Here is a 26997-nt window from a genome sequence, read left to right on the forward strand (position 1 = left end):
GATTTATGAGTGATGCGCCTTCGACCGAACTGGCCCTGATCGAGCAGGAAGGTGAGCCTGCGCGCGCCCATGCGCCCCTACGCGGCAATGTATTCACCTTTGGCGATGCCGAGAGCGTTTTGGACCGGCGCGAGCTGTCGGCCTATTTCGAGGTCTGGCACAATGGGCGCTGGTATGAGCCGCCGCTGCCGATGGGGCGTCTGGCGCAGGTGTTCAATGTTTCGCCCTATCACCGCAGCGCGGTGGCCCTGCGGGTCAATTTGCTGGTGCAGCAGATGGTGGCCTCTCGCTGGCTGAGCGGCGATGATTTCGAGCGGTTTGCGCTGGATTTCGTACAAATGGGCAATGCCTATCTGGAAAACGTGCCCAACCTGTCGGGCCGGATCGCGGCGGCCAAGCACAGTCCGGCGGTCCACACGCGGGCCGGGGTGGCGGCGGACACCTATTGGTTCGTCAACATGGGGTTGGGGCAGGAGCATCAGTTTGTGCCGGGGCGCGTGTTCCATCTGATGCAGCCCGATGTGGCGCAGGAGATCTATGGCCTGCCCGAATGGCTCTCGGCGCTGCAATCGGCGCTGCTCTCGGAAAATGCCACGCTGTTTCGCCGCCGCTATTACCTCAACGGCAACCATGCCGGGTTTATCCTCTACATCAACGAGCAGCTCTTTGATCAGGAAACCGTCGACAGCATTTCCGACAAGATGCGCGATTCCAAGGGGGCGGGCAATTTCAAGAACCTGCTGATCTATGCGCCGGGCGGCAAAAAGGATGGCGTCCAGATCCTGCCCATTGGCAGCATCACGGCCCATGACGAGTTCACGGCGGTCAAAGGCATCAGCCGCGACGACATGCTGGCCGCGCATCGCACCCCGCCGCCGCTGATCGGGATCATCCCCCAGAACAGCGGCGGTTTCGGCAAGGTGAGCGAGGCGCTCGACACGTTTTACCTGACCGAGATCATCCCGATCATCCGGCGCATGTTGCGCATGAACGATTGGTTCGGGGTGCCGCTGCTGTCCTTTCGCGATTGGACCTGCGCTGATGGGCGGCTGATCCAGCAGGACGGCACGATTGTGCCTGCGGCAAGCGCGGGAGGCGCGCGGCGGGTTTGAGATCCAGCCCGCCGGTTGATGCGGCGGGGGATGGGGCGTTGGCGCGCCCCAATCCGACGAAGTTACCTCGTCATGTCCCAATCGGGCCCGTCCTGGGTCCATCCCGCCGTGCCAACGCTGGCGGCGGGCCTATGAGAGTTTGAGCATGCAAGAGTCGAATCTGATTACCGTCGGCATGGATGCAATACTGGCGGAAAAGGTGGCGCCGGTGCGTCCGCTGGCGCCCTATATCGGGGGCAAGCGCAATCTGTCGCGCCGTCTGGTCGAGCGGATCAATGCCTTGGAGCATTCCACCTATGCCGAGGTGTTTGTGGGCATGGGCGGGGTGTTTTTCCGCCGCGATCGGCGCCCGAATGCCGAGGTCATCAACGATTGGAGCGAGGATGTCTCGACCTTCTTTCGCGTGGTGCAGCGGCATTATCAGCCCTTCATGGACATGCTGCGCTGGCAGGTGACGAGTCGCGCGGGGTTTGAAAAGCTCTCGGCCATGCCGCCGGAAAGCCTGACCGATCTCGAGCGGTCGGCGCGGTTTCTCTATCTCCAGCGCCTCGCGTTTGGGGGGAAGGTGGCGGGGCGACGGTTTGGCATCTCGCCTGCCAGTCCGGCGCGATTCGATGTGTCGAAGCTGGGGCCGATGGTCGAGGCGGTGCATGAGCGCCTGTCGGGCGTGGTGATCGAGCGCTTGCCCTGGGCGGATTTCATCGCCCGCTATGACCGGGCAGGGACGCTGTTTTACCTCGATCCGCCCTATCACGGATGCGAGGGCGACTATGGCAAGGGCATGTTCGGCCGCGAGGAGTTCGAGCAGATGGCCGAGCAGCTGCGCGGGATCAGCGGGCGCTTTATCCTCTCGCTCAATGACCGGCCTGAGGTGCGCAGGATCTTTGCCGGGTTCGAGATCGAGGAGGTGGGCGTGCGCTACACCATCGGCGGGCAGGCCAAGGCGATGGAGGGCAGGGAGGTCATTATCAGCGGGTGAAGGGACGGGCGCCACCGGCGGAGTTTGGTGGCGCCTTTATCGACTGTTGATAAAGCACTATATGGGCACCCCGACGGGAGTGTATGCACCATGATCAGCGCGGATCTCGGACAACAGTTGGAGCAATTTGTGGCAAGCCTGGTCGCGACCGGGCGCTACAAATCCAAAAGCGAAGTTCTGCGCGAAGGTGTGCGGCTGATCCACGAGAGGGAAACCCGTCTGGCTGCACTCGATTCCTCGATCGCGCGCGGTCTGGCCGATGCTGACGCGGGGCACACCTGCGGATGCGGCCTTTGACCGTCTTGAGGCCAAATATCGGGCGATGGGCGCGGCGGACGAATGATCGTCCATCTGACCGCCGAGGAGGAATTGGTCTTGAGGCCATTGGCGATTTCATCGCCCGCGACAATCCCACAGGGGCGCCGAGCTTTCTGCGCGAACTGCGGGGGAAATGTCTGGGCCTGGCTGATATGCCGGAACGCTTCCCGGTGGTTCCACGCTATGAGGTCACCGGGGTAAGGCGCCGGGTGCATGGGGATTATCTGATCTTCTATCGGGTTGAGCTGGAAAGGGTGGTCATCCTTCATATCCTGCACGGCGCCCAGAATTATACCGGTATTTTGTTTCCATCTTGACCAGGTCAAGCTTCAGGAGGCTTTCCCAGTCATTGTTGGGCAGAGGTTTTCGGCATCCATCCGCGCAGGGCAGGCTCCAGAGGGCCGCTCAGCAGGCGCACGCGGCCAGCCATGGCTTTGACCACAACTTCGCGTGACAGCGCTTGTTCTCTGACCTTCGCGGCTGGGCCATAGAGCTCGGTTCCTTGAAGCCAGATCATGATTTGGCCAGCTGGCGGTGCTGTCTTGATCCGTTGCACAATTTCTGCCGCCAGGAGATCAGGATCGCGCATGCAGGAAATACCCATGATGCGCGCCTCTTCGAATTCAGAAAAGGAAGATGTCAGCCCAGGTTGGTCTTTGATGCGGGCGAACAGCGCGATCGCCTCTTCTTTGCGGCCCAGACCATAGAGCGCGCAGCCCCTCAAGGCAGAAAAGTAGGCCATTGAGCCGGGCGTCTTTTCGTAGCTTGGGAAAAGGCCTGGCGACGATTGCTTGAAAGCCTCAATTGCGGCATCAACGGCCACTAACGCTTCATCATAGTGCCCAGATATAGCCAGAACTTCAGCCAGCGTTGTCTTTTCATTGATTTGGAAAGGAGTTGGCCGGGTTTGTTCGCTGATTGAGTTCCGCAGCGTTTCAATGGCCTGATCCACGAAACCTTGGGCGATTAGCAGATCGGCGATGCGCAGTCTCAAATCACTGCGCATGAAATCGGCAGTGGAGCCACGCGGTAGGGCTGCCAGACGCTCTTTGGCGAAAGCCAAAGCTTCGTCGAAGTGGCCGGTATCCCTGAGTATCTTAATATATTGCAGAATTGCACGGTTGTCGCCGCCGATACCTTGCTGCATCCTATTCAGAGCGGGCAAGGATCTGGCATTTCCTTCTGCGGCCTCTTTCGCCTGCGCTAGTGCCCGGTCGCGCAAGATCTGCAGGTCGTCGCCCGCCCATTTCAGCAGAGCGGGCCACGTAAAGGCCAGCCTTTCGTCGGCCAGCACCGCCAGCGCGTCATCGGGCGTGGCAATCATGCGCAGGCGTCGCGTCGTGCCGCCCAGTTCATGCGAGACCAGTTCCGCCCGGTCATCGCGGACGATCAACTCCACCTTGCCCCAGCCGCCCGGCCAATTCATTTCGACGGGCTCCGGTCCAGTTTTGGCAGCAACTTGCGAAGGTAAGGCCATGGCCGCAACAACAAGCGGCAGAATAAGAAGGCCACAGATCTTTGTTTTAATTTTCATCCGGAACAAGGCCTTCTGCTCATCTCTCTCGGATCAGCGTTAGAACAGATAGACCAGATGACGCCAAGTGCTTTCGGCGGCGGACTATTCAATTTTGACGTGGGCATTAGCCGCAGCGCGGCGACTCTTTTCGTGAGATCAGACGGCAATTGTTCGTGGTCGGGCGCCTTGGACGCTGTGCTGGTCAGACTGGACAGCGTAACCGGGCGGGGGTGATGTCGAGGGCTGGCGCGCTATTGGGTGCAGGGGAGCGCGCTGCGCTGCCTCATGTGCTCAAACGCCCTCGCCCCCACGCCTCGCTTTCGCCTTTTTCATCGAAAAATGTGCATAATGGGCGGCGTTCGTGCGGCCGGAAATGCCCGAAATCCGCACATTTCGATGTGATGGCCGGTGCAAGCCACCTGTGCGTTTTTGTGCGCAGAGCCTCTCCGCGCCGGTAACGCCCGCCGGACTGGCGCAAACTTTGCCCGCTTCCCCTCTGGGAAGCCCAGGAGCGGCCATGCCGCTCCGTTCGACGGTGCCGTTTGCGCCGCCGTAGGGGTAGAATTTGACCTGTCCGCGCACACTTTATCGTCCAATGACGTATGATGCAGCCTCAAGCTGCATCATTCCTTTTCCCCTTTAGATTCTAGGGCGGGGTACTCCCTAGTGGCTGAACTCGCAGTCTGGGCCTCGAAGTGGGCGCCGAGGCGGTCGAGTTCCCGCGCCAGTTTGGGATCATCGGGCAGGAGCATGCTGCCCAGGCGTGAGGTGGGGGCGGCCAGAGCCTCGGCGCGGGCTTGCGCCTCTTGTTCTTTGGCCTCGCGGATTTCCTGCGCGCGCTTGCGGCCGCCCACGAGTTGCTGGAAGCGCTTGCGCACCTTTTCCTTCAGGGCCACCGCAAAGGCATAGGCGTTGCTGATCTGTTGACGCTGCGGGCCTTCGGTCGGGGCGAGACCGGTTTTCCGTGTGCGGCGCACCTTTTGCAGGAAGCCGTGGTCCTGCAAGGCGTCGATCGCGCGCACGACCGTGGCGCGGGCGAGCTTGGCCTTGGTGCAGATCGTGTTGAGCGCGGGTTCGCAGCGGCCCGAGGCAAAATCAACCAGTGAAAGCAAAACCTCCAGCACCCAAAGGCCATTGCTGCCCAGTGGGCCTTCGCGTTCGCCCTTGCGTTTGTGCAGCGTGTTATATTCGCGCGCGACCTGGATCAGCTTGTCGCGCCAGCGCAGGGCATCGGCGGTGCGCCCGCCGCAGATCGGCCGAAAGATCCGTGCGCGCCGGTCGTTTTCATCATAGCTTTCACGGCGGACGCGGTCGGCGACCCGTCCACCCTTTTTCAGCGCCTCGACCTGCCAGCCTACCAGGTCGCCGATGGGATAGGCGCTCATGCGAGGGGTCCAACTCGGCCGGAAAACGGTTCGCCATTTTTCGCGGAAACCCGCAGAAACGCGTCGGGGCGGTTTTGGCCCTTATCCGTTCCAAATATATGATTTAAAATGCTAAATGAGGTCCCGTCGGGTGCACCACTTTCCCCTCCTTCCCTGACCGGCAAAGATGATCTGCAACGCGCCCAAGACTATGTTGTTTGCCCTTATGCGGATTACTCAAGTAAATGAGTTGACATAATCCAGGCACAATCAGGGGGCCGCATGAATTTCCAGCAATTGCGCTATGTGCGGGCCGCCTTGCACAATGATCTCAATCTGACCGAGGTGGCCAATCAGCTCTTCACCTCGCAATCGGGGGTCAGCAAACAGATCCGCGATCTGGAGGCGGAACTGGGCATCGACATTTTTGTGCGCCGGGGCAAAAGGCTTGTGGGTCTGACCAAGGCGGGAGGGCATGTGGCCGAGGTGGTCGATCGCCTGCTTCACGAGGCGGATAATCTCAAGCGCCTGTCGGCCCAGTTCGTGGCGCAGGACAAGGGGCGGTTGACGATTGCGGCGACGCATAATCAGGCCTCCTATGTGCTGCCCCCGGTACTTTTGCGCTTTGCCCGCGAATTTCCCGATGTCGAGGTCGAGATCCGCCAGGGCACACCGCGCTATGTTTCGGACATGCTGCTGCGCGGCGAGGCCGATCTGGGGCTGGCGACGCAGGCGTTGGACGAGGTGTCGGACCTGTCCACCTTCACCTGTTTCGATTGGGACCATGTGGTGGTGGTGCCCGAAGGCCATCCGCTCTCGCGCCTGTCCGCGCCGACGATGGCCGACATCGCGGCTTTTCCACTGATCACCTACAGCCGCGATTTCGCGGGCGGTTCGGCGGTGGTCGACGCGTTCGAGGCGGCGGGTCTGAAGCCCGATCTGCGGCTGACGGCAATGGATGCTGATGTGATCAAGACCTATGTGCGGTTGGGCATGGGGGTGGGCATTGTCGCGCAGATGGCGATGATCAACGGGCAAAGCGATGGCCTCAAGGTCCTGCCCCAGTCGCATCGCCTGTTTCCCCGTTCCAGCACCAAGGTCGCGTTGCTCAAAGGCTCGCTGCTGCGCAACTATGCCTATAGTCTGGTGCGGATGCTGGCGCCGCATGTGCCGCAAAAGGTGCTGACCGGCGCGCGTCCGATGCCGCCGCTGGCGGGCAATCTGGCCTGCTTTGCCGAGCGGGGCGATCTGCATTTCGATTGGGGCGCAAGGCCGCAGCCTGTCGCGGCATAAGGCAGGGGCACCGGCCCGCGTCGGGGCCGGTGCCGTCTGTGGTTCAGGGCCAGTTGGCCAGCGGATCGGTTTCAATCGAAATGCTCGGCGTGCCCTGCCGCACCACGCTGCGGGGCGCGACCGAGCGGGTCAGCCAGACATTGCCGCCAATCGCGCTGCCCGCGCCGATGGTGATGCGGCCAAGGATCGTGGCGCCCGCATAGATCACCACATCATCCTCGATCACCGGATGGCGCGGCGTGTTGATCAAATGCCCATTGTCATCCGAGGCAAAGCTGCGCGCGCCCAGCGTGACGGCCTGATAAAGGCGCACCCGTTTGCCGATGATCGCGGTCTGGCCGATGACCACGCCGGTGCCGTGGTCGATGAAGAAGCTCTCGTCGATGGTCGCGCCGGGGTGAATGTCGATGCCGGTGCGCGAATGGGCGATTTCGGTGATGATCCGCGCGACCAGCGGCGCGCCCTGGCGATAGAGCACATGGGCGATGCGATAATGCAGCATCGCGGTCAGCGAGGGATAGCAGAGCAGCACTTCGTCCACCGTGCGCGCGGCCGGATCGCCGGCAAAGGCAGCCTCCAGATCGGTGTCGAGCAGACGGCGCACTTCGGGCAGGCTATCGGCCAGCGTGGCGACAATGGCATTGGCCTGCGCATGGATTTCGGCCTCGTTCTGGGCGCGCCCCGCGTGCAGTTCCATGCGGATCTGCGCCGCCAGATCGGGCAGCGCGCGGCGCAGCGAGGCAATGACAAAGGTGTCCTCGGTGTCCAGCGTCAGCCCGCGCGGACCAAGGCGCATCGGAAACAGCGCCGAGGCCAGATTGTCCAGAATCTGACCCAGCGCCAGACGCGAGGGAAAGCCATGCGCGCCATAGGCCGAATCATGGTCCTGCGATGCGCGCCACTGATGCCGCCGCCCGCGCAAAGCGTCCGCCAGCGCGGGCAGATCCACCAGCGGCGGTTCAGAGCCCGAGGCGTTGCCAGAATTCTGATGCGCTGATCCGTTGGCGTGCGGCGAGGAAAAGTGGGTCATGAGATGATCCGGTAGGCCGCCACGAGGGATGCGGCAAGGGCGTACCTGCCGAATGGCGGAGAAGGGCGGGGCGGGGGCGGGATACGGCAATCGGCATTTCACATCGTCCTATCTGTGCAACAAAGCACGAGACAAGGAGCGGAAAGCGCGCCGTCAGCCTCGTGCCGCTTTAGCCTTTGGTGACGCGGAGCAAGCTGACACGGGAGATCAAAAGCCGCGATCCGGCGGGGGAGGGAGGGAAGAACCCCGCCGGACGTCTAAAGCTCTACTGAATGAGTTGAGATTTATCGAGCAACACTTGGTTGGCGCAGGATAAGAAAAACTTGGGGGCAAAAAAGAGGGCGCCCGGTTGGACGCCCCTTTTGTGTTTCAAACCTCGACGGTGGTTTCGAGGCAATGGGCGCTGCTGCCCCCGGCGTAAACCCGATAGGTTCCGCGTTCGAGCCGCCAGTCTTGACCGGCACGCCAGCGCATCGTGTCGAGTGCCACGGTAAAGCGTGCAATCGCCGTTTCCCCCGGCATCAGCGACAGGCGGGCAAAGCCGCGCAATTGCTTGACCGCGCGCTCGGCCTCGACGCCCGGCGCGCCGATATAGCATTGCACCACTTCGTCGGCGGCCACATCGCCGGTGTTGCGCACAGCCACCGACACCTCGATCGCATCGCCCGCCACGCGCGCGTTCAACGCGCCATAGGCAAAGGTGGCATAGGACAGACCATGGCCGAAGGCATAGCGCGGGGCGATCTGCTCGCGCTCCAGCTTGGTATAGCCATGCCACAGGTCATAGGTGATCTCGTCCGCATCGCGGTCGAAGAAGGGGTAATGCGCCGCATCGCGCGCCACCGTAAAAGGCAGCTTGCCCGAGGGGCAGGTATCGCCAAACAGCAGTTCAGCCAGCGCTGTGCCGCTCTCCATGCCTGCGTAAAAGCTCATCAGGATGGCGTTCACATCGCCGCGCCATTCCTCGACCAGCACCGCCGAACCGGCGACGATGGCCACCACCACCGGCTTGCCGCTGGCCGCCGCCGCTTTGATCAACGCCACTTGCGCCTCGGGCAGGGTCAGGCCCACGCGGTCGCCGCCGATGGGGGTGGGCGAAAGGCTGGGGCCGCGCGGCGTTTTGTCGGCGCCAAGGGCGATGTCGCCAAGGATATATTCGCCCTCTTCCTTGGCGGTATAGCCCGCTACGACCAGCACCGCATCGGCGGCCTGCGCTGCGGCGCGCGCGGCGTCCAGATCGCTTTCATCGGCGTGCAGCACCGCGTCTTCGCCCAGCATCGCGCGCAGGCCTGCCAGCGGGGTGATGACATAAGGCGGACGCACGCGGCTCGACCCATTGTCGCCGGTGTTTTCCAGCGCGGCCAGCGCGCCCAGCACCGCCAGCTTTCGGGTCTTTTCGCGGCGCAGCGGCAGCATCCCGTCATTTTCCAGCAGCACCGCACATTTGCGCGCCGCCTCCAGCGCCAGCGCGCGATGGGCGTCACATGCAATCAACTCCTTGCCATAGGCAGGCAGCGGATCTGCGCGCCGGGCAAAAGCCAATTGCGTGGTCAGGATGCGGCGACACGCGCGGTCCACCACATAGGGTTCGACCAGACCTTCCTCGACCGCCGTGACCAGCTTTTCGCCAAACACCAAAGGTTCGGGATTTTCGATGTCCAGCCCCGCCGAGGCACCATAGACCTTATAAACCCCGCGCACCCAGTCGGAATGGACAAAGCCTTCAAACTTCCACTCGTCGCGCAGAATCTCGGTCAGCAGCACGCGGTCCTGACCGCAATATTCGCCATTCACCTTGTTATAAGAGGTCATCACCGTAGCGATGCCCGCATCGAGGCAGTGCTTGAAATGCGGCAGATAGACTTCGTGCAGCGCGCGCTCATCGGCCAGCACATTGACCTTGAAGCGCGCGTTTTCCATCGAGTTCAGCGCGAAATGCTTGACCGTGGCGATGATATTGTGGGTCTGGATGCCCGTGCCCATCGCCGCGCCCATCACGCCCAGATGCCAGGGGTCTTCGCCATAGGTTTCCTGAGCGCGGCCCCACGCCGGGTGACGCAGCAGGTTGATGCAGACGGCGCCGGAGAAATTGCAGTCCTGCGCGCGGCCCTCGACCCCCATCGCCTCGCCGATTCGCAGTTCGAGATCGGCATCGAACGTGGCCCCGCGCGCCATCGTGCAGGGAAAGCAGGTGGAGCTGCCCCGCGTCACGCCGCGCGGGCCATCGGTGAACCACAAAGGCGAAAGGCCCAGCCGCGCATTGCCGCCCCCGGCGCGATAGGGGCGGGCGCCCCATACGCGATTGTCTTCCTGCAAAGCGGTGAAAAACCCTTGCCCCGACATCATTTCGACCTTCTCGGCCAGCGTCATTTGCGCGAGCAGCGCTTCGACCTCGGCCGCGACAGTCTGCTGGGTTTCAGTAGATTGCGGGGTCAGGGTAGGGGCGGTCATTCGCAGAGGTCCTCTCGGGTCATATTGGGGCGGGATTTGGCATTGCTGTATGAATACCGCTAAACCTGCGCTAGCCCATGCCGTCAAATTTGTCGAGAGGCGAGGATATTTCGCGCAATGTGAGGGATTTCCGAGGTTCTTGGGTCGCAGATCCGCGGCAAACCGTTTTCCGATACCGCATGACCCTCTTGACAGCGGCGCGTTTCGGCACGAATAGGGCTTCATAAGGTGTAGCGCTAATCCACGTATTGCCGCGTAGCATCTGAGAACAAGCCTGAACAAGGCATTGGGAGATGGGGATTTTGAGGCTGGCACCAGCCTCCTTCGCCGGCCCGATGCGCCACCGGCCAACGCGCCCCCGGGAGGTATCCGAGAATGAACAAGTCTATCCACCTGCTCACCCTGTCCAGCCTCGCGGCGCTGGCCATTGCCACGCCCGCGCTGGCCCAGCAGGCTGCACCCGCTGCCCCGGCCGCCGAACCCGCCGAAGTGCCTGGCGACATCGTCGTGACCGCGCAGAAGCGCTCCGAGCGCCTCGTGGCCGTGCCGCTGGCCGTGACGGCCGTGTCGGGCGCCAGCCTTGCCAATCAGCAGATCAACGACACCGCCAGCCTGACCCGCGCCGTCCCCGCGCTGTCGTATCAGGCGGGCAATGGTCCGGGCAATTCCAGTTTCCGCATCCGCGGCGTGGGTACGCAACTGTTCAGCTATGGCGTGGAATCGGCGGTGGCCGTGGTGGTCGATGGTGTGGTCGCCCCGCGTCAGGTGCAGGGTTTTGCCGACCTTGCCGATCTTCAGCGCGTCGAAGTGCTGCGCGGGCCGCAGGGCACGCTGTTCGGCAAGAACGCGACCGCCGGCGTCATCAACATCGTGACCGAAGCGCCCACCAACCATCTGACCGGCCATTTTGACGCCACCGTCGCCGAAAAGGGCGAATATCGCGTCAAGGGTTCGGTGTCGGGCCCGCTGTCCGAAAACGTCAAGGGCCGCATCAGCGCCTATTACAATGACGTGGGCGGCTTCATCTATAACGCCAACACCGGCCGCAACACCAATGGTTCCAAGAGTTGGGGCCTGCGCGGCAAGCTGGAATGGGATGCCACCAGCAATCTCAAGATCAAGCTGCTGGCCGATATGAACAGCACGGACGCTGATTGCTGTTCGCGCGTGCCGGTCAAGATCACCACGCCTGCGATGCAGACGCTGCTGGGCAATATCTCGGCCAGCCCCACGAACCGCACCGTGTCGAACGATGGCAACGGCTATTATCGCACCACCACCAACATCGTCTCGCTTCAGGGCGACCTCGATCTGGGCAAGGCCACCGTCACCTCAATCACCGCGTTCCAGCGCTTCACCGATGTGGACCAGTTCGAGCCCGACCAGATCGCCTCGAACCCCAATCGCTATGTCGGCGCCTTTGCCTATTCGCAGTGGAACGACAATTTCAACCACGTGGCCTATAACAACTGGTCGCAGGAATTGCGCATCGGTTCGAACGGCAACAGCGACCTGACCTATGTCGCGGGCGTGTTCTATAACCATATCAACCTCAATCGCTATCAGTCGCGCCGCCGTCTGACCTGCTCGTCGGGCGCCTCGATCGGCGCTGCCTGCTCGGGCACGGTGGCCAGCCAGTCGGCCGCGATGAACGGCACCTATGCGGGCGACAATATCGCCGGTTTCGGTCAGATCGACTGGCGCGCCATTGGCGGCCTGCATGTGATTGTGGGCCTGCGCGAACAGTATGAGGCTCAGAAGGTGACCGGCGCCAACTATGGCCCGATCAACAGCAGCGATGTGATCTTCCCCGGCACCGTCGTGTCGAGCGGCACCACCCGCCGCAGCGGCTCGGCGCTGACCGGCAAGGCAGGTCTGCGTTACGAATTCAACCGCAATCTTCAGGCCTATGCCAGCTATACGCGCGGCTATAAGGCCTTTGCGCTGGATATCGACATCGGCACTAACTTTGCCACCCAGACGGGTCTGGCCCCCGAGCGTGTCAATGCCTACGAACTGGGCCTGAAGTGGTCGGCGCCGGGGGGGCTGCTCGACATCAACACCGCGATCTTCCGGTCGGACTTCACCAACCTTCAGGTGCAGGCGCTGGTGACGGACGTGGCCACCGGCACGTTCAACACCGTGCTGGCCAATGCGGGCAAGTCGCGTTCGCAGGGCTTTGAAGTGGAAGCCACGCTGCGCCCGGTCAAGGGCCTGAGCATCGGCGCGAACTTCTCCTACACCGACGCCACCATCGACGTGCCGGGCCAGAGCTGCCCGATCCAGTCGCAGACGGGCCTCTCGACCTATTCGTCGAACACGCCCTCCAACACCTGCTATTTCAAGCAGACCACGACCGGCGGCGTCACCAGTACGTCGAGCGCGATCATCGACGTTGTTGGCGGCAAGCTGCCCGCAACTCCGGCCTATCGCTTTGGCATCACGCCGCGCTATGAACGCGACTTCGGCAATCTGACGGGCTTCATCCAGATGGCTCTCAATTATCAAAGCTCGACGATTTTCGCGCTCAATCAGGACCCGCTGCTGGCCCAGGGCGCCTATGCGCTGGTCGACGGCAGCATCGGCGTGCATGGCCCCGACAACCGCTGGAGCGCGACCGTGTTCGTGCGCAACATGTTCAACCAGAACTATTACACCCAGCTCAACCACGGCACGCTGCTGGCTAACACGACCAATTCGGGCGATCTGTGGGCCAATTTCAACAAGGACTCGCGCCGCTACTTCGGCGCGACTGTAGGCTTCCGTTTCTGATGCGGCGGGGCGGTCTTTCGCCCTTGGTTTCCCTCCTGCGCGCCGGGTTTTCCCTCCCGGCGCGCAGACGGTTTTGGCTGGGGCTGGCCGCTTTTGGCCTGCTGCCCCATCCAGCGCAGGCCGCCTTGGCGGCCCCAGCCAAAATCGCAGCGTCGGCTCCAGTCAAACCACGCATCCTGATCCTGACCGATATTGGCAATGAGCCAGACGATTCCGAAAGCCTCGTCCGCCTGCTGCTCTACGCCAATGAATTCGACATTGCCGCGATCGTCGCCACCACCTCGACGTGGCAGCGCGACCGTGTGCGTACCGACCTGATCGACCAGCGCCTCGACGCCTATGCGCAGGTCTGGCCCAATCTGGTCCATCACGCCGATGGTTATCCATCGCCCGACACTTTGCGCCAGCGCCGTATTGCGGGCGCGCCGCTCTATGGCATGAAGGGCGTGGGGCGCGGCCATGACACCAAGGCCAGCGCCGCCATCATCGCCGCCGTGGACGCCAGCAGCGCCGAGCGCCCGCTTTGGGTTCTGGCATGGAGTGGCGTCACCGATCTGGCGCAGGCCCTCTGGCATATCCGCGCCACGCGCAGCCCCGCCGATCAGGCCCGCTTCCTGAGCAAACTGCGCGTCTATTCGATCTCCGATCAGGATGACGCCGGGCCATGGGCGCGCCAGAATTTCCCTTCGCTGTTCTGGATCGCCAGCATCCACGGCTGGGGCCAGTATAACATGGCCGCGTGGGTCGGCATTTCCGGCGACCGCCGCAGCGCCGAGCAATGGCCCGACCGCGACAAGGTGATGGACCCATGGCTGGAGACCAATATCCGCCGTGGCCCCTTGGGCGCGCTCTATCCCTTGCCCGCCTTCATCATGGAGGGGGATACGCCCTCGCTGCTCTATATGATCCCCAACGGACTGTCCGATCCCGAAAGGCCCGATTGGGGTTCGTGGGGCGGGCGCTATATGGCGGCGGCTCCGGGGGCAGGACTCTATGCCGACACCAAGGATGTGTTCACCCGCGACGGCGTGCTTTATGCGGGCAATCAGGCCACGATCTATCGCTGGCGCGGCGCGTTTCAGAATGACTTTGCCGCGCGCATGGCATGGACGCTGACGCCTGATCGCGCGAAGGCCAACCATGCGCCCGTGGCGGTGGTCAACGGTGAGACGGGCCGCGCTCCCTTGCGCATCACGGCGCGGGCGGGCGAAACCATCCGCCTCGATGCGGGCCTCTCGCGCGATCCTGATGGCGATGCGCTCAGCGCCCATTGGTGGCAATATCGCGATGTCGGCGGTATCCCGCCGCAGGCCCCGGCCGCCATCGCCGCGCCCGATGCCATGGCCACGGCGATCACGCTGCCCATGGTCAACGCCCCGCGAGATCTGCACATCATCCTCGAACTGTCCGACCGCGGCGCGCCCGCGATGCTGGCCTATCGACGTATTATAATCTCCGTTCTACCAGTCGCGGCGGCAAAACCGGCGCAATAGGCCCAACTTTTTGGAAAAGCAGACCAAGATGCAAACCCAGGAGCAATCTTCCACCCCTTGGCCCTCGGCGGGCCGCGCATGGTGGGTGGCCATTGTGCTGATGCTGGCCAATACGCTGGCCTTTGTCGACCGTCAGGCGCTGGCCCTGCTGGTCCAGCCGATCAAGCAGGATCTGGGCATTTCCGATACCGCGATCAGCCTGCTTTACGGCCTGTCCTTCACGCTGTTCTACATTGCGGTGGGCCTGCCGATTGCGCGTCTGGCGGATCGCTCGAACCGGCGCAACATCGTGGCGGGCGCGATTTTCGTGTGGAGCGTGGCCACCAGCCTCTGCGGTCTGGCGCGCAGCTTTACCATGCTGTTTGCCGCCCGCGTGGGCGTTGGCGCGGGCGAGGGCGGGCTGACGCCTTCCGCCCTCTCGCTGCTCTCGGATTATTTCCCCAAGGAGCGCCTGCCGCTGGCCATGTCGATCTATCAGATCGGCATTTATCTGGGCAATGCCTCGGCGCTGGTGATCGGCGGCGTGGTGTTCACGCATATCCAGCCAAACGCCTCGATCATCCTGCCGATTTTGGGCGCGATGAAGGGGTGGCAACTGGTGTTCCTGCTGCTGGGCCTGCCGGGCATTCTGCTGGCGGCGGTCACGTTCACCCTGCGCGAACCGGCCCGTCAGGGCGTGGGCGCGCGTGAACCGAGCGCGCCGCTCTCGCAATTTTTTGCCCATATCGGCGCGCGTCGCCGGGCCTATATCGGTATTATGCTTGGCTTTGCGCTGATGATCCTTGTCGGCAACGGCACGGCGGTCTGGGTCCCGGCCTTCTTTGAGCGGACCTATGGCTGGACCACGGCCTCGGTGGGCAAGATCCTTGGCCCGGTGGTCTTTCTGTGCGGCACCACCGGCGCGCTGACCGGCGGCTATGTCGCCACGGTGCTGCGCCGACGGGGTATAGCGCATGGCAATCTGGTGGCCGCGCTTTTCGGCTTCTGCATGTTGGTGCCGATCACCATCGGCTTTCCCTTGATGGCCAATCCCTATGTGGCGCTGACGCTGGTGGGGACGATGAACTTCTTTGCCGGGTTCAATTATGGCGGCGGTCTTGCCACGCTTCAGGAACTGACGCCCAACCGGATGCGCGCGCTGATGTCGGCGGCCTATATGCTGACGATCAACCTGATCGGCGCGGCGCTTGGCCCCACGGCCATCGCGCTGGTCACCGATTACTGGTTCCACGATCCCAAGTCGCTCAACCTTGCGATCTCGCTGGTTTGCGCGGTGGCTTCGCCGCTGTCGGTGGTGCTGCTCTGGATGGGGATGCGCGATTATCGGCGCATCCTTGCATCGCAGTAAATCAGGCCAGTAACGATCAGGTGCTTTCGCGTGTGACGATCTGATAGGGGTGCCACTGGGCGGTAAAGGGGCGGTCGGCCTCGCCGTCGCGGTGGCGCGCCACCAGCCAGTCGGTGGCCTGCGCGGCCATCAGGTCGATGTCCTGACGCACGGTGGTCAGCGGGGGCCAGATCTTGACCGCGATCGGCGCATCGTCAAACCCGGCCACGGCCACATCCTGCGGTATCCGCAGACCCCGGCGATGGGCGGCCAGCACAACGCCTGCGGCCATATCGTCGTTGCTGGCAAAGATCGCGTCGGGCGGGCTGGCCAGATCGAGCAGGGCCGCGCCCGCGCTCAGGCCCGATTCAAAGGTGAAATCGCCCGGCGCGATCAGCGTGGGATCCAGCCCCAGCCCCCGCGCCGACAGCGCCGCGCCATAGCCCTCGAAACGCGCCTTGCTGGCCGAATGGGTCGAGGCACCCATCACGAAGCCGATGCGCTTGTATCCCCGGTCGAGCAGATGGTCCGTCATGTCCATGGCCGCGGCGCGCTCGTCAATGCCCACCACATCCATATCCTCCAGCGCCCGCCCGCAGGCAATCGCAGCAATCGGCACACCAAGCCCGGCAAGGGTCGGGCTGCCCGAGAGCATTTCATTATAGGGCGGGGCGAGCAGGATTGCGCTGGCCCCGCTGCGCACCAGCGAGGCCACGGCCTCGATCGCGGAGGAGGCGGCCAGATCGTCGCATTTGCGGATGATGATCTGGGCGCCCGCGCGTGCGGCGGCGTTCAGCGCGCCCACCAGCATGGCCGAGAGAAACGCGTTTTGCGCATTGCGATAGACGATGCCGATGCGGGGGCTGCGCGCGCTGGCCAAAGAGCGTGCGGCGGCATTGGGTACATAGCCGAGTTCCTCGACCGCCTTTAAAACCGCCGCCCGCGTCGCCTCGCGCACGCTCTTGGTGCCGTTCAGGACATGGGAAACCGTCATCGGACTGACCCCGGCGGAATCAGCCACCGACTGAATAGTGATGCTCTGGCGAGAACGTCTGGACCGGGCGGGGATGGGGTTTGACATGATCGGCATCGGTCCATTCGTGATCGGGCCGACAACTGCTTGGCCCCCTGTCGTTTCAGCGCTACGAGACAGCAGGGGCAGAGCGCAAGCCCTTGATTGCGAAACTCTGGTATAGCGCTACAATTTTTCTGTTGCGTGCGCCATCACTTTTCGCCAGATGAGGGTGCAGAGCCAAATCTGTTCCCGAGTTGAGAGGATTCGACAATGACGCTGGCGAATGAGCAGCAGGCCCAGTTGCATGCGCTCTATGATGAAATGGCTCCGTCCTATCTGACGCCCCTGTGGGAATCTCTGGCCGATCTGGTGCGCCCGTTTCCGCGCTCTGCGGCCCATGCCCATCGGTGGAATTATGACGAGGCGCGCAACTACCTGATGCGCGCAGGCGACCTTATCAGCGCGGAAAAGGCCGAGCGCCGCGTGCTGATCCTGGAAAACCCCGGCCTGCCCGGTCAATCCGCGATCACGCCCAGCCTCTATGCGGGCCTGCAACTGATCCTGCCGGGCGAAATCGCGCCCTGCCACCGCCATAGCCAATGCGCGCTGCGCTTTGTGATGGAGGGAGATGGCGCCTTTACCGCGCTGGACGGCGAAAAGGCGATCATGCGCCCCTTCGACCTCGTGCTGACCCCCGGCGGCCAGTGGCATGACCATGGCAACCCCAGCGACAAGCCGATGATCTGGCTCGACGGCCTCGACATTCCCACCGTCCGCCTGTTCGACGCGCAGTTTGCCGAACACTATGACGGCAAAGCTTTCCCCGAAAGCGCGCCTGCGGGCGATACGCTGGCCCGCTATGGCCACAATATGCGCCCGATGCGCGGCACGGCGGCGGATCGTCGCCCCGCCCATCAGCCGCTCTTCCACTATCCCTATGCCCAGTGGCGCCCCGCTCTGGACGCGCTGGCGGCCAGCGGCGAGATCGACCCGCATATGGGCCATGCGCTGGAATTCACCAATCCGGCCGATGGCGGGCCGATCATGCCCACCATCGCCGCCCATGTCCGCCTGATCCCCGCCGGTTTTGAAACCAAGCCGCGCAAGTCCAGCGACGGCACGATCTTCGTCGTGGTCGAGGGCAGCGGCACCGCCAAGGTGGGCGACACCGAAATCAACCTGTCCGAACGCGACATTTTCGCCGTGCCCTCGTGGAGCGAACTGGTACTTGCCGCCGACGAAACGCTCGTATTGTTTGCCTATTCCGACAAGGCATCCCAGGAAAAATTGAACCTCTACCGTGAATGGAACTCGTAAGATGACGCTGTTTGCACCTCCGGCTCTGATCATCGCCGAAACAACCGAAGGCAAGGGCTTTCCCGTCCGCCGTCTGTTCTGCATCGGGCGCAACTATGCCGCCCATGCCCGCGAAATGGGCAAGGACCCCACGCGCGAGGCGCCCTTCTTCTTCACGAAGTGGGCCGAAACCGTGGTGCCCAGCGGCACGACCATCGCCTATCCGCCCGAAACCGCCAATTTCCACTATGAGGCCGAACTGGTCGTGGCGATCGGCAAGGGCGGTCGCAACATCGCCGAATCCGACGCGCTTTCGCATGTCTACGGCTATGCCACCGGCCTCGACATGACGCGCCGCGATGTTCAGCTTGAAGCGCGCGACAAGGGCCGCCCCTGGGACACCGGCAAGAATGTCGAACAGTCCAGCCCGCTGGGCATTATCCATCCGGTTTCGGAAACGGGCGAATTGAAGACCGGCCGCATCAGCCTGACCGTCAATGGCGAAGTCAAGCAGGACGCCGATCTGGCCGACCTGATCTGGAGCGTGGACGAGGTGATCGCCTATGTCTCGCGCTTCTATCGTCTGGAACCGGGTGATCTGATCTACACCGGCACGCCCGCTGGCGTTGGCGCGGTGGTGACGGGCGACGAGATCGTGATCTCGGTCGAGGGTCTGACGCCCTGCACGGTTACGGTCGGGCCCAAGGCCGATGTCTGAGCCGTTGCTGCACGGCTTTTTCCGCTCGGGCGCATCCTATCGGGTGCGCATCGCGCTGGGGCTGAAGGGCATCGCCTATGGCAATGTCAGCTACAGCCTGCGCGAAGGCGCCCATCGTTCGCCCGCCTATCTGGCGCTCAATCCGCAAGGGCTGGTGCCCGCGCTGGAAGTGGACGGGACGGTGCTGACGCAAAGTCTGGCGATCATCGAATATCTCGATGAGACCCATGAGGGCCCGCGCCTGCTGCCCACCGATCCGATCCTGCGCGCCCATGTGCGCGCGGCGGCGCAGGTGATCGCGGTGGACACCCATCCGATCCAGAACCTGAAAGTGCTGGGCTGGGTGAAGGCGCTTGGCGGCGATGAAAGCGCATGGGCCGCGCGCGTGATCGAGGAAGGCTTTGCCGCTTTCGATGCACTGATCGCGCCTTATGCGGGCCGGTTCTGCTTTGGCGATACGGTGACTTTGGCCGATGTCTGCCTTGTGCCGCAATTGGTCAACGCGCGCCGTTTTGGCGTGAAGGACATCCCCGAGCGCCTGCTGGCCATCGAGGAAGCCTGTCTGGCGTTGCCCGCCTTTGATGCGGCCCGCCCGGAAAATCAGCCCGACGCGGTCTAAAACGAAAGATACCGCCCATGATCATGCCTCTCACACGCCGCGGGATCATGGGCGGTATCGGCGCCGGAATGCTGACCGGGGTGCTGTCTCATGCCGACCTGGCGCAGGCGGCTTCTTTGGCTGAGTCTATTCCCAGCGCCGGTTGGCGCCCCAATCTGATCCTGTTCTTTCCCGATGAACTGCGCGCCGATGCGCTGGCCTGCTATGGCAATCTGCTTACGCGCACGCCCAATTTCGACCGTCTGGCCAAATCGGGCACGATGTTTCGCAACGCCCATGTGTAATATCCGGTCTGCGCGGCCTCGCGCTGCTCGATGCTGACGGGCCTGCCCACCAGTGCCACCGGCCATCGCGGCTTTTCCTATCTGATCCAGCCCCATCCGCCCTATCGCGCACCCGCCGATTTCGCCTCGATGTACAAGCCCAATGATCTGCCCGCGCTGATCCCGCCAGGCCTATGGTCTGGACAAGGCCGGGCCGGAGGTTTTCGCGCGCGTGCGTGCCGCCTATTATGGGCAGGTGTCTTATGCTGACTGGCTGCTGGGCGAATTGCTCGATGCTCTCGAACGCACCGGGCGCGACAAGGATACCGCCGTGTTTGTCGGGTCGGATCATGGCGATTATGCGGGCGATTATGGGCTGGTTGAAAAATGGCATGGCGGGCTGGAGAGTTGTCTGACGCATGTGCCGCTGATCGGGCGGGTGCCGGGCGTGGCCGGGGGCCATGTGGCGCAGGATATGGTCGAATTGTTCGACATCATGCCCAGCTTCCTCTCGCTGGCCGGGGCGCGGTCCGGGGGTACGCAGTTCGGGCGCTTGCTTTTGCCCCAGATCCACGGGCAGGCAGGTGATCCCAATCGCGCGGCCTTTACCGAGGCGGGCATCAACACTTACGAACCGCAGGCCTTCGACACGCCTTCGGGCGGGCTGTACAGGATGAAGTCGCAACTGGCGGCGCAGGAGCCTGCGCTGGTTTCGCGCGCAGCCAGTGTTCGCACACAGCGTCACACCTATATCCACCGTCCGCAGGGGCAGAGCGAGTTGTACGACCGCATCGCCGATCCGGGCGAGACGCGCAATCTGATCGGGAGCACGGCGGTGGCCAAGGATCAGGCCGCATTGCAGCAGCGCCTGCTCAACTGGTACGTCAACACCAGAGGCGTGCCGCAGGACACGCGCAACAGCCAAGATGTGCCCAATTTCACGGCCCCGCAGGCGCCCAAACCCGAGGCGCCCGACAGGATCCTCGACCTTTGATACGAAAAAGGCCGCTGTCTCCAGCGGCCTTTTTTGTCAGTGCCCTAATATATCAATGGTTGTGGCGGGGTGTTTTCGCGGCAAGGCCCCGATATTTGACCGCCATTTCCAGCACAGCCCCTTCGCCCATCTGGCCGGTCTTTTCGCGGTAGAGTTCCTCCCAAGGCGTGTTGCTGGGCGGAACCGGGGGCAGGGGCTCGGCCCGACGACGCGCGATTTCCTCGTCCGAAATCAGCGCGTTGCAGGTGCCTTTCACCACATCGATGCGGATCGTGTCGCCCGTGCGCAGCCATGACAGCCCGCCGCCCACCGCGCTTTCGGGCGAGCAATTGAGGATCGAGGGGCTGTCCGAAGTCCCCGATTGACGACCGTCGCCCAGCGTTGGCAACCATTGCACTCCGCGCTGGATCAGCGCGGCAGGGGGCTGCATGTTCACCACCTCGGCGCTGCCCGGCCAGCCCTGAGGGCCTGCGCCGCGCATGACGAGGATGCAGTTTTCATCGATGTTCAGCGCAGGGTCGTCGATCCGGTGGTGATAATCGTCGCCCCCTTCAAACACCACCGCGCGCGCCTCGAACGTGCCCGGCGCATCGGGGTTGGACAGGTATCGGCCCCGGAATTCCTCGGAAATCACGCTGGTCTTCATGATGCCGAAATCGAACAGATTGCCCGACAGCACAAGGAAGCCCGCCTTTTCCTTCAAAGGTTCGGCAAAGGGGCGGATCACTTCGCGGTCGCGGGCAGGGCGCGCGCCCACATTTTCCGCCACCGTCTCGCCCGTCACGCTCAGGCAATCGCCGTCCAGCACGCCCTGTTGCAGCAATTCCCACATCACCGAAGGCACACCGCCCGCGCGGTGAAAACGCTCGCCAAGGAAGCGGCCTGCGGGCTGCATATCGACGATCAGCGGCAGATCATAGCCATGCTCCATCCAGTCGGCGGCGGTAATCTCTACGCCCGCATGGCGCGCCATGGCAACTATATGGGGCTGGGCATTGCTAGACCCGCCGATGGCCGTCACCACGCGGATGGCGTTGAGGAAACTCTCGCGCGTCAGGATTTTCGACGGGCGCAGGTCCTCATAGGCCATCTCAACAATCCGGCGGCCGGTTTCATAGGCGATCTGGCCGCGCTCGCGATAGGGCGCGGGAATGGCTGCGCATCCGGGCAGGGACAGGCCCAGCGCCTCGGCCACGGCGTTCATGGTCGAGGCCGTGCCCATCGTGTTGCAATGGCCAGCAGACGGCGCGGAATCGCAGGCGCGCTGCAAAAACTCATCCTCGGTAATCTCGCCCGCCGCAAGCTTGCGGCGGCTGCGCCAGATCACCGTGCCCGAACCCACCAGATCGCCTTCATGCCAGCCATCGAGCATCGGCCCGCCCGACAGGACGATGGCGGGAATGTCCACCGTGCTGGCCGCCATCACCTGACTGGGCGTGGTCTTGTCGCAACCCGTGGTCAGCACCACCGCGTCGATAGGATAGCCATAAAGGATCTCGACAAGCCCCAGATAGGCCAGATTGCGATCCAGCGCAGCGGTGGGGCGGCGGCAGTTTTCAAAGATCGGATGGACCGGAAATTCCATGCAAATTCCGCCCGCATCGCGGATACCGTCGCGCACCCGCTTGGCCAGATCGAGGTGGATACGGTTGCAGGGCGAGAGGTCGCTGCCGCTCTGCGCGATGCCGATGATCGGGCGGCCGGAGCGCAGTTCATCGGGCGTGATCCCGTAATTCATGAAGCGTTCCAGATAGAGAGCCACCATGTCGGACCGCGCCGGATCGGCAAACCAGTCCTGCGAACGGAAGCGGCGGGTGGAATTATCGGTCATCTGTATCTCTCCCTTGGGAAATCTCTAGCGCGCCACGGGGGCGATGCCAGCGATTTCCCGCCCTCATGGCTCAAAACCACTTGACAGCGAGCCTGTTTGCATGATGGTAGCGCTATCAAGTTTTGTCAACGCCGCGCGCCCGCGTTTGGTGTCGAAAATCCTGTCTGGAGAGAAAATGTCTGGGAATTCTTCCTTCGCGGCCCTGCTGCCCGCCGATTGGCGCGGCGGCCGTTTCCTTGGCCGTGTGCAATTGCCCGAAGGCCCGACCCCGATTCTGGTGGAGGGCGGCATTGCCTATGACATGTCGGGCGTGGCGCCCACGGTATCGGAACTGGTCGAGTGCCTGCCTTTGAGCACCTCGGCGGGTCGCGCTCTGGGGCCGCTTGATGAACTGGATGCGCCATGGCTCAGCCCGGTGGACCTTCAGGTCATCAAGGCCTGCGGTGTGACCTTTGCCACCAGTACGCTGGAGCGCGTGATAGAGGAGCGCGCGCGCGGCGATTCGAGCAAGGCTCTGGAAATCCGCGCCCGTATCGAGGGACGCGTGGGCGGCTCGATACGCTCGGTCGTGCCCGGTTCGGTCGAGGCCGAGGCGCTGAAAGAATTGCTGATCGCCGATGGGCTGTGGTCGCAATATCTCGAAGTCGCCATCGGGCCTTACGCCGAGGTCTTTACCAAGGCGCCGGTGCTGGCCACGGTCGGCGCGCTGGCCGAGGTGGGCGTGCGCAGCGACAGCACATGGAACAACCCTGAGCCCGAAGTCGTGCTGCTGGTCGATGCGGGCGGCAAGGCGGTGGGCGCGATGTTGGGCAATGACGTCAACCTGCGCGACATCGAAGGGCGCAGCGCGCTCTTGCTGGGCAAGGCGAAGGACAATAACGCGTCCTGCTCGCTTGGCCCGCTGGTGCGCCTGTTCGACGACAGCTTTTCGATTGACGATGTGCGCAATGCCGAGGTCGATCTGCTGATCGAAGGGCTGGAGGGTTATCGCCTTGAGGGCCATTCCTCGATGCGCGAAATCAGCCGCGATCCGCTCGATCTGGTGCGCCAGACGCTGAGCGAGCATCAGTATCCCGATGGCTTCACGCTGTTTCTGGGCACTTTGTTTGCCCCCACGCAGGACCGCGACGATCCGGGCCGCGGGTTCACGCATAAAGTCGGCGATGTCGTGACGATCTCGACACCCAAGCTGGGCAAGCTGGTCAACACCGTGGTCACCAGCAAGGAAGCCCAGCCCTGGACGCAGGGCATTGCCGCGTTTTACGCCAATCTGGCCGCTCGCGGTCTGCTGGGAACGAAAGCATGAGCGCTGTTGACAATGCGCGCGCGATCTACCCCAGCCTTGCGGGCAAGCGCGTTTTCATCAGCGGCGGCGCCAGCGGCATTGGCGAAGGCTTTGTCGAAGCCTTTGTGGCGCAGGGCGCGCATGTGGCTTTCTGCGACATTGCAGAAGAGGCAGGAAAGGCGGTTGCAGCCCGCCTGAACACCCCCCATTCTCATACTGGCGCGGCCTTCGCGCCGGTGTTCTTCCCCTGCGACCTGACCGATATCGGAGCGGTTCAGTCGATGATGGCAAAGGTGGAAGAAGCGCTGGGCGGCATCGACGTGGTGGTCAACAATGCCGCCAATGACGACCGGCACTCCGTGGCCGACGTCACCCCCGCCTATTGGGATCAAAGCATGGCGGTGAACCTGCGCCATCAATTCTTTGTCGCGCAGGCCGCCGTGCCTTCGATGAAGCGTTCGGGCGGCGGGGCGATCATCAACCTCGGCTCGATCAGTTGGCATCTGGGCCTCCATGATCTGGTGATCTATCAGACCGCCAAGGCCGCCATCGAGGGTATGACGCGCGGATTGGCGCGCGAGCTGGGCCGCGACAATATCCGCGTCACCAGCATCATCCCTGGCAATGTCAAAACCCCGCGTCAGGAAAAATGGTATACGCCCGAGGGCGAGGCCGAGATCGTCGCCGCGCAATGCCTCGATGGCCGCCTCTTGCCGCATGACGTGGCGGCACTGGCGCTGTTTCTGGCTTCGGACGATGCGCGGCTGATTACGGGGCATGAATATTGGGTCGATGCGGGGTGGCGATAATGACCGTGCAATCTGTCTGGGCGCTGGGCGCCACGCTGGGCGAAGGCCCGGTCTGGGTGGAGCGCGACGCGGCGCTGTGGTTCGTCGATATCAAGGCGCCGGCGATCCATCGCTTCACCCCCGCCACGGGTGAGCAACGCAGTTGGGCCGCGCCCGCGCAGGTCGGCTGGGTGCTGCCCAGCGCGCGCGGCGACATGATCGCGGGTTTGCAGAGCGGCGTGCATCGGTTTGATCCCGCCACGGGCGCCTTTTCGCTCCTCGCCGCGCCTGAGGCCCATCTGCCGGGCAATCGCCTGAACGATGCCACCGTGGCGGGCGATGGCGCAATCTGGCTTGGGTCCATGGACGATGGTGAGGCGGCGGAAACCGGGCGCTTTTATCGTCTGGATGGCGCGGGATGCGCCGATAGCGGCCTGCCGCCGGTGTCGATCACCAATGGCCCGGCCTTCTCGCCCGATGGCGCCACGCTCTATCACAATGACACGCTGGGCCGCAAAGTCTGGGCCAGCACGGTCGAGGAGGGGCGCGTTGTCGCCACCCGTCTGTTTGCGGACATTGACGAGGGTTATCCCGATGGTCCCTGCGTCGATGCCGAGGGTTGCGTCTGGGTCAGCCTCTTCGCGGGCTGGGGCGTGCGGCGCTATGATCCGTCCGGCGCTTTGATGCAGACGATCCGCTTGCCCGTCGCCAATATCACCAAGATCGCCTTTGGCGGGCCGGATCTGCGCATCGCCTATGCTACGACCGCCGCCAAGGGATTGTCGGCAGAGGAGCGCGCCAAGCAACCTTTGGCAGGCGCCTTGTTCGCCTTTGATCCAGGCGTGGCGGGGCAGGCGGGCGTCTTGGCCCAAGTATAAGAAACTACGGGAGAGTTTGATGCAGGATGCTTCGCAAGGTCCCGTCAATACGGGGCTGATCGCCATGATTGTGGCGGTGGCCACAATCGGCGGCTTCATGTTCGGTTACGATTCAGGCGTCATCAACGGCACGCAAAAGGGGCTGGAGGCCGCCTTCGACCTTGGCAAGGTGGGCATCGGCATCAATGTCGGCGCGATCCTTGTCGGCTCCTCGGTGGGCGCGTTTGGCGCGGGGCGTCTTGCCGACCGGATCGGACGGCGCGGGGTGATGAAACTGGCTGCCGTGCTGTTTCTGATCAGCGCGCTGATCGCCGGGGCGGCGGGTTCGTCGCTGGTGTTCATTCTGGCGCGCATCATCGGCGGCCTTGGCGTGGGCGCGGCCAGCGTCATTTCGCCGGTCTATATCTCCGAAGTCGTGCCCGCCCATGTGCGCGGCCGCCTCTCCAGCGTACAGCAGGTGATGATCATCACCGGCCTGACGGGCGCCTTTGTGGTCAACTACATCCTTGCGCAGGTGGCGGGCGATTCCACCGCGATCCTGTGGGCCGATCAACCTGCGTGGCGCTGGATGTTCTGGCTTCAGGCTTTGCCTGCCGCGATCTATTTCGTCGCGCTGATGTTCATTCCCGAAAGCCCGCGTTACCTTGTTGCGCAGGGCGATGATGCGGGCGCGCAAGCCGTGCTGACCCGCCTGTTCGATGGGGATGTGGCGCGCCGCATGGTGGCCGAAATCCGCGCCAGCCTTGCCGCCGACCACCACCGCCCGCGCCTGTCCGATCTGATCGACAAAGCCACCGGGCGTATCCGCCCCATCGTGTGGACCGGTATTGGTCTTGCCGTGTTTCAGCAACTCGTGGGCATCAACGTGGTGTTCTATTACGGCGCAACGCTGTGGCAGGCGGTGGGCTTCTCGGAAAGCTATTCCTTGCAGATCAACATCTTGTCGGGTGTAGTCTCGATTGCGGGTTGCCTCGCTACGCTGCTGCTGGTCGACCGGGTGGGGCGCAAGCCGCTGCTGCTGGTCGGTTCGGCGGGTATGGCGGTTACGCTGGGCGTCGTGGCATGGGCCTTTTCCACCGCGATCCACGGCGCCGACGGCTCGGTCAGCCTGCCGGGGCATAATGGCGTGATCGCGCTCCTGGCGGCCAATGCCTATGTCGTGTTTTTCAACATGAGCTGGGGTCCGATCATGTGGGTCATGCTGGGCGAAATGTTCCCCAATCAGATCCGTGGCTCGGGGCTGGCGGTTTCGGGCTTTGCCCAATGGATCGCCAATGCGGCCATCTCGGTCAGCTTCCCCGCGCTGGTCGTCTCGCCGGGGCTGGCGGTGGCCTATACCGGCTATGCGCTGGCGGCGGCGGCGTCCTTCTTCTTTGTCCGCGCCATGGTGCGCGAGACAAAGGGCGTCAGTCTGGAGCAGATGCAGGGATGAACGAAAAACGGGGGCTTGGCGGCCCCCGTTTCTTTATGACTGATGATGCCTATCGGCCTTACCAATTCCACATGGTACCATCTTCGAGTCTTGCGACGGGGAGGTATGCGGGCTTGTAGGGATACTTGGCGGCGAGTGTTTCGTCGATGTCGACGCCGTGGCCCGGCGTGTCGCCGACATAGAGCATGCCCTTGTCGAAGGTGTAGTCGTGTGGGAAAACCTC

At 63.3% G+C, this 26997-nt stretch carries 23 protein-coding genes and 1 pseudogene; 17 read left to right on the forward strand and 7 right to left on the reverse strand.

Going from position 1 to position 26997, the window contains the following annotated elements; all coding sequences use genetic code 11:
• Positions 1-5 precede the first annotated feature (5 nt).
• From FHW96_RS14255 to FHW96_RS14270, 4 genes are all read left to right on the forward strand, one after another.
• Complete coding sequence (locus FHW96_RS14255) at positions 6-1112, forward strand: phage portal protein (RefSeq protein ID WP_172341241.1); 1107 nt, start codon at positions 6-8, stop codon at positions 1110-1112.
• 145 nt (positions 1113-1257) lie between these two features.
• Positions 1258-2091: a DNA adenine methylase gene (locus FHW96_RS14260; protein ID WP_253950957.1), complete on the forward strand. Its 834-nt coding sequence runs from the start codon at positions 1258-1260 to the stop codon at positions 2089-2091.
• Between the two features lie 90 nt (positions 2092-2181).
• Positions 2182-2388 (forward strand): type II toxin-antitoxin system ParD family antitoxin, encoded by a 207-nt coding sequence (locus tag FHW96_RS14265; protein WP_172341242.1) that lies wholly within the window; start codon positions 2182-2184, stop codon positions 2386-2388.
• Positions 2376-2726: a type II toxin-antitoxin system RelE/ParE family toxin gene (locus FHW96_RS14270; RefSeq protein WP_253950958.1), complete on the forward strand. Its 351-nt coding sequence runs from the start codon at positions 2376-2378 to the stop codon at positions 2724-2726. Before FHW96_RS14265 ends, FHW96_RS14270 begins: the two co-directional genes overlap by 13 nt.
• Positions 2727-2755: 29 nt before the next feature.
• On the opposite strand, the gene FHW96_RS14275 is transcribed toward FHW96_RS14270, so the two are convergent.
• Complete coding sequence (locus FHW96_RS14275; RefSeq protein WP_172341243.1) at positions 2756-3943, reverse strand: hypothetical protein; 1188 nt, start codon at positions 3941-3943, stop codon at positions 2756-2758.
• Positions 3944-4548: 605 nt separating this feature from the next.
• Positions 4549-5310, reverse strand: a complete 762-nt coding sequence (locus FHW96_RS14280; RefSeq protein ID WP_172341244.1) for a hypothetical protein — start codon at positions 5308-5310, stop codon at positions 4549-4551.
• Positions 5311-5571: 261 nt separating this feature from the next.
• Here FHW96_RS14280 and FHW96_RS14285 point away from each other — a divergent pair, with 261 nt between their 5' ends.
• The gene (locus FHW96_RS14285; RefSeq protein ID WP_172341245.1) at positions 5572-6582 is read left to right on the forward strand and encodes a LysR substrate-binding domain-containing protein; all 1011 of its coding nucleotides are present in this window, start codon (positions 5572-5574) and stop codon (positions 6580-6582) included.
• A gap of 43 nt (positions 6583-6625) precedes the next feature.
• Here FHW96_RS14285 and epsC read toward each other — a convergent pair whose 3' ends face one another.
• Both epsC and FHW96_RS14295 read right to left on the reverse strand, forming a co-directional pair.
• Positions 6626-7612, reverse strand: coding sequence for a serine O-acetyltransferase EpsC (epsC, locus tag FHW96_RS14290; protein WP_172341246.1), 987 nt, complete (start codon positions 7610-7612; stop codon positions 6626-6628).
• Between the two features lie 369 nt (positions 7613-7981).
• Positions 7982-10063 carry a beta-glucosidase gene (locus FHW96_RS14295; RefSeq protein ID WP_172341247.1) on the reverse strand — a complete coding sequence of 694 codons (2082 nt, stop codon included), beginning with the start codon at positions 10061-10063 and terminating at the stop codon, positions 7982-7984.
• A gap of 375 nt (positions 10064-10438) precedes the next feature.
• Between FHW96_RS14295 and FHW96_RS14300 the strand changes: the two genes are divergently transcribed.
• The 3 genes from FHW96_RS14300 to FHW96_RS14310 are packed head-to-tail and all read left to right on the forward strand — an operon-like array spanning position 10439 to position 15676.
• On the forward strand, positions 10439-12835 hold the full coding sequence (locus FHW96_RS14300; protein ID WP_172341248.1) for a TonB-dependent receptor: 2397 nt from the start codon (positions 10439-10441) through the stop codon (positions 12833-12835).
• 23 nt (positions 12836-12858) lie between these two features.
• On the forward strand, positions 12859-14328 hold the full coding sequence (locus FHW96_RS14305) for a DUF1593 domain-containing protein (protein ID WP_253950959.1): 1470 nt from the start codon (positions 12859-12861) through the stop codon (positions 14326-14328).
• A gap of 28 nt (positions 14329-14356) precedes the next feature.
• Positions 14357-15676 (forward strand): MFS transporter, encoded by a 1320-nt coding sequence (locus FHW96_RS14310; protein ID WP_172341250.1) that lies wholly within the window; start codon positions 14357-14359, stop codon positions 15674-15676.
• Between the two features lie 16 nt (positions 15677-15692).
• Here FHW96_RS14310 and FHW96_RS14315 read toward each other — a convergent pair whose 3' ends face one another.
• A complete protein-coding gene (locus FHW96_RS14315) occupies positions 15693-16676 on the reverse strand; it encodes a LacI family DNA-binding transcriptional regulator (RefSeq protein WP_172341251.1) in 984 nt (327 codons plus the stop codon).
• Between the two features lie 264 nt (positions 16677-16940).
• On the opposite strand from FHW96_RS14315, the gene gtdA reads away from it, so the two are divergent.
• From gtdA to FHW96_RS26235, 5 genes are all read left to right on the forward strand, one after another.
• Positions 16941-17987: a gentisate 1,2-dioxygenase gene (gene gtdA, locus FHW96_RS14320; protein ID WP_172341252.1), complete on the forward strand. Its 1047-nt coding sequence runs from the start codon at positions 16941-16943 to the stop codon at positions 17985-17987.
• Between the two features lies 1 nt (position 17988).
• The gene (locus FHW96_RS14325) at positions 17989-18684 is read left to right on the forward strand and encodes a fumarylacetoacetate hydrolase family protein (protein ID WP_172341253.1); all 696 of its coding nucleotides are present in this window, start codon (positions 17989-17991) and stop codon (positions 18682-18684) included.
• The gene (gene maiA / locus FHW96_RS14330) at positions 18677-19303 is read left to right on the forward strand and encodes a maleylacetoacetate isomerase (protein ID WP_172341254.1); all 627 of its coding nucleotides are present in this window, start codon (positions 18677-18679) and stop codon (positions 19301-19303) included. Before FHW96_RS14325 ends, maiA begins: the two co-directional genes overlap by 8 nt.
• 17 nt (positions 19304-19320) lie before the next feature.
• Complete coding sequence (locus tag FHW96_RS26230; protein WP_253950960.1) at positions 19321-19587, forward strand: sulfatase-like hydrolase/transferase; 267 nt, start codon at positions 19321-19323, stop codon at positions 19585-19587.
• Positions 19588-19798: 211 nt separating this feature from the next.
• Positions 19799-20560, forward strand: coding sequence for a sulfatase-like hydrolase/transferase (locus FHW96_RS26235; RefSeq protein ID WP_371815719.1), 762 nt, complete (start codon positions 19799-19801; stop codon positions 20558-20560).
• Positions 20561-20612: 52 nt separating this feature from the next.
• Here FHW96_RS26235 and FHW96_RS14340 read toward each other — a convergent pair whose 3' ends face one another.
• Entirely contained in the window at positions 20613-22391 is a 1779-nt protein-coding gene (locus FHW96_RS14340) for an IlvD/Edd family dehydratase (RefSeq protein ID WP_172341255.1), read from the reverse strand.
• Positions 22392-22566: 175 nt separating this feature from the next.
• On the opposite strand from FHW96_RS14340, the gene FHW96_RS14345 reads away from it, so the two are divergent.
• From FHW96_RS14345 to FHW96_RS14360, 4 genes are read left to right on the forward strand one after another with little or no spacing between them, the layout of a single operon-like run.
• Positions 22567-23697, forward strand: a complete 1131-nt coding sequence (locus tag FHW96_RS14345; protein WP_172341256.1) for a fumarylacetoacetate hydrolase family protein — start codon at positions 22567-22569, stop codon at positions 23695-23697.
• Positions 23694-24485, forward strand: a complete 792-nt coding sequence (locus FHW96_RS14350) for an SDR family NAD(P)-dependent oxidoreductase (RefSeq protein WP_172341257.1) — start codon at positions 23694-23696, stop codon at positions 24483-24485. The genes FHW96_RS14345 and FHW96_RS14350 overlap by 4 nt, the downstream gene beginning before the upstream one ends.
• Positions 24485-25342 (forward strand): SMP-30/gluconolactonase/LRE family protein, encoded by an 858-nt coding sequence (locus tag FHW96_RS14355; protein ID WP_172341258.1) that lies wholly within the window; start codon positions 24485-24487, stop codon positions 25340-25342. The genes FHW96_RS14350 and FHW96_RS14355 overlap by 1 nt, the downstream gene beginning before the upstream one ends.
• Before the next feature lie 19 nt (positions 25343-25361).
• Complete coding sequence (locus tag FHW96_RS14360) at positions 25362-26774, forward strand: sugar porter family MFS transporter (RefSeq protein ID WP_172341259.1); 1413 nt, start codon at positions 25362-25364, stop codon at positions 26772-26774.
• Positions 26775-26832: 58 nt separating this feature from the next.
• Here FHW96_RS14360 and FHW96_RS14365 read toward each other — a convergent pair.
• Positions 26833-26997: pseudogene (locus FHW96_RS14365) on the reverse strand (bifunctional D-altronate/D-mannonate dehydratase); the annotation flags it as partial.

The organism is Novosphingobium sp. SG751A, assembly GCF_013149295.1.
Lineage (GTDB): Bacteria > Pseudomonadota > Alphaproteobacteria > Sphingomonadales > Sphingomonadaceae > Novosphingobium.

What these genes read in the sequence shown, in the direction of transcription:
- FHW96_RS14295 (WP_172341247.1), bottom strand. Translation starts at nt 10,063, where the DNA reads ATGACCGCCCCTACCCTGACCCCGCAATCTACTGAAACCCAGCAGACT.
- FHW96_RS14275 (WP_172341243.1), bottom strand. Translation starts at nt 3,943, where the DNA reads ATGAAAATTAAAACAAAGATCTGTGGCCTTCTTATTCTGCCGCTTGTT.
- FHW96_RS14285 (WP_172341245.1), top strand. Translation starts at nt 5,572, where the DNA reads ATGAATTTCCAGCAATTGCGCTATGTGCGGGCCGCCTTGCACAATGAT.
- FHW96_RS14345 (WP_172341256.1), top strand. Translation starts at nt 22,567, where the DNA reads ATGTCTGGGAATTCTTCCTTCGCGGCCCTGCTGCCCGCCGATTGGCGC.
- gtdA (WP_172341252.1), top strand. Translation starts at nt 16,941, where the DNA reads ATGACGCTGGCGAATGAGCAGCAGGCCCAGTTGCATGCGCTCTATGAT.
- FHW96_RS14260 (WP_253950957.1), top strand. Translation starts at nt 1,258, where the DNA reads ATGCAAGAGTCGAATCTGATTACCGTCGGCATGGATGCAATACTGGCG.
- epsC (WP_172341246.1), bottom strand. Translation starts at nt 7,612, where the DNA reads ATGACCCACTTTTCCTCGCCGCACGCCAACGGATCAGCGCATCAGAAT.
- FHW96_RS14280 (WP_172341244.1), bottom strand. Translation starts at nt 5,310, where the DNA reads ATGAGCGCCTATCCCATCGGCGACCTGGTAGGCTGGCAGGTCGAGGCG.
- FHW96_RS14340 (WP_172341255.1), bottom strand. Translation starts at nt 22,391, where the DNA reads ATGACCGATAATTCCACCCGCCGCTTCCGTTCGCAGGACTGGTTTGCC.
- FHW96_RS14360 (WP_172341259.1), top strand. Translation starts at nt 25,362, where the DNA reads ATGCAGGATGCTTCGCAAGGTCCCGTCAATACGGGGCTGATCGCCATG.
- FHW96_RS14355 (WP_172341258.1), top strand. Translation starts at nt 24,485, where the DNA reads ATGACCGTGCAATCTGTCTGGGCGCTGGGCGCCACGCTGGGCGAAGGC.
- FHW96_RS26230 (WP_253950960.1), top strand. Translation starts at nt 19,321, where the DNA reads ATGATCATGCCTCTCACACGCCGCGGGATCATGGGCGGTATCGGCGCC.
- FHW96_RS14310 (WP_172341250.1), top strand. Translation starts at nt 14,357, where the DNA reads ATGCAAACCCAGGAGCAATCTTCCACCCCTTGGCCCTCGGCGGGCCGC.
- FHW96_RS14300 (WP_172341248.1), top strand. Translation starts at nt 10,439, where the DNA reads ATGAACAAGTCTATCCACCTGCTCACCCTGTCCAGCCTCGCGGCGCTG.
- FHW96_RS14265 (WP_172341242.1), top strand. Translation starts at nt 2,182, where the DNA reads ATGATCAGCGCGGATCTCGGACAACAGTTGGAGCAATTTGTGGCAAGC.
- FHW96_RS14270 (WP_253950958.1), top strand. Translation starts at nt 2,376, where the DNA reads ATGCGGCCTTTGACCGTCTTGAGGCCAAATATCGGGCGATGGGCGCGG.
- FHW96_RS14325 (WP_172341253.1), top strand. Translation starts at nt 17,989, where the DNA reads ATGACGCTGTTTGCACCTCCGGCTCTGATCATCGCCGAAACAACCGAA.
- maiA (WP_172341254.1), top strand. Translation starts at nt 18,677, where the DNA reads ATGTCTGAGCCGTTGCTGCACGGCTTTTTCCGCTCGGGCGCATCCTAT.
- FHW96_RS14350 (WP_172341257.1), top strand. Translation starts at nt 23,694, where the DNA reads ATGAGCGCTGTTGACAATGCGCGCGCGATCTACCCCAGCCTTGCGGGC.
- FHW96_RS14255 (WP_172341241.1), top strand. Translation starts at nt 6, where the DNA reads ATGAGTGATGCGCCTTCGACCGAACTGGCCCTGATCGAGCAGGAAGGT.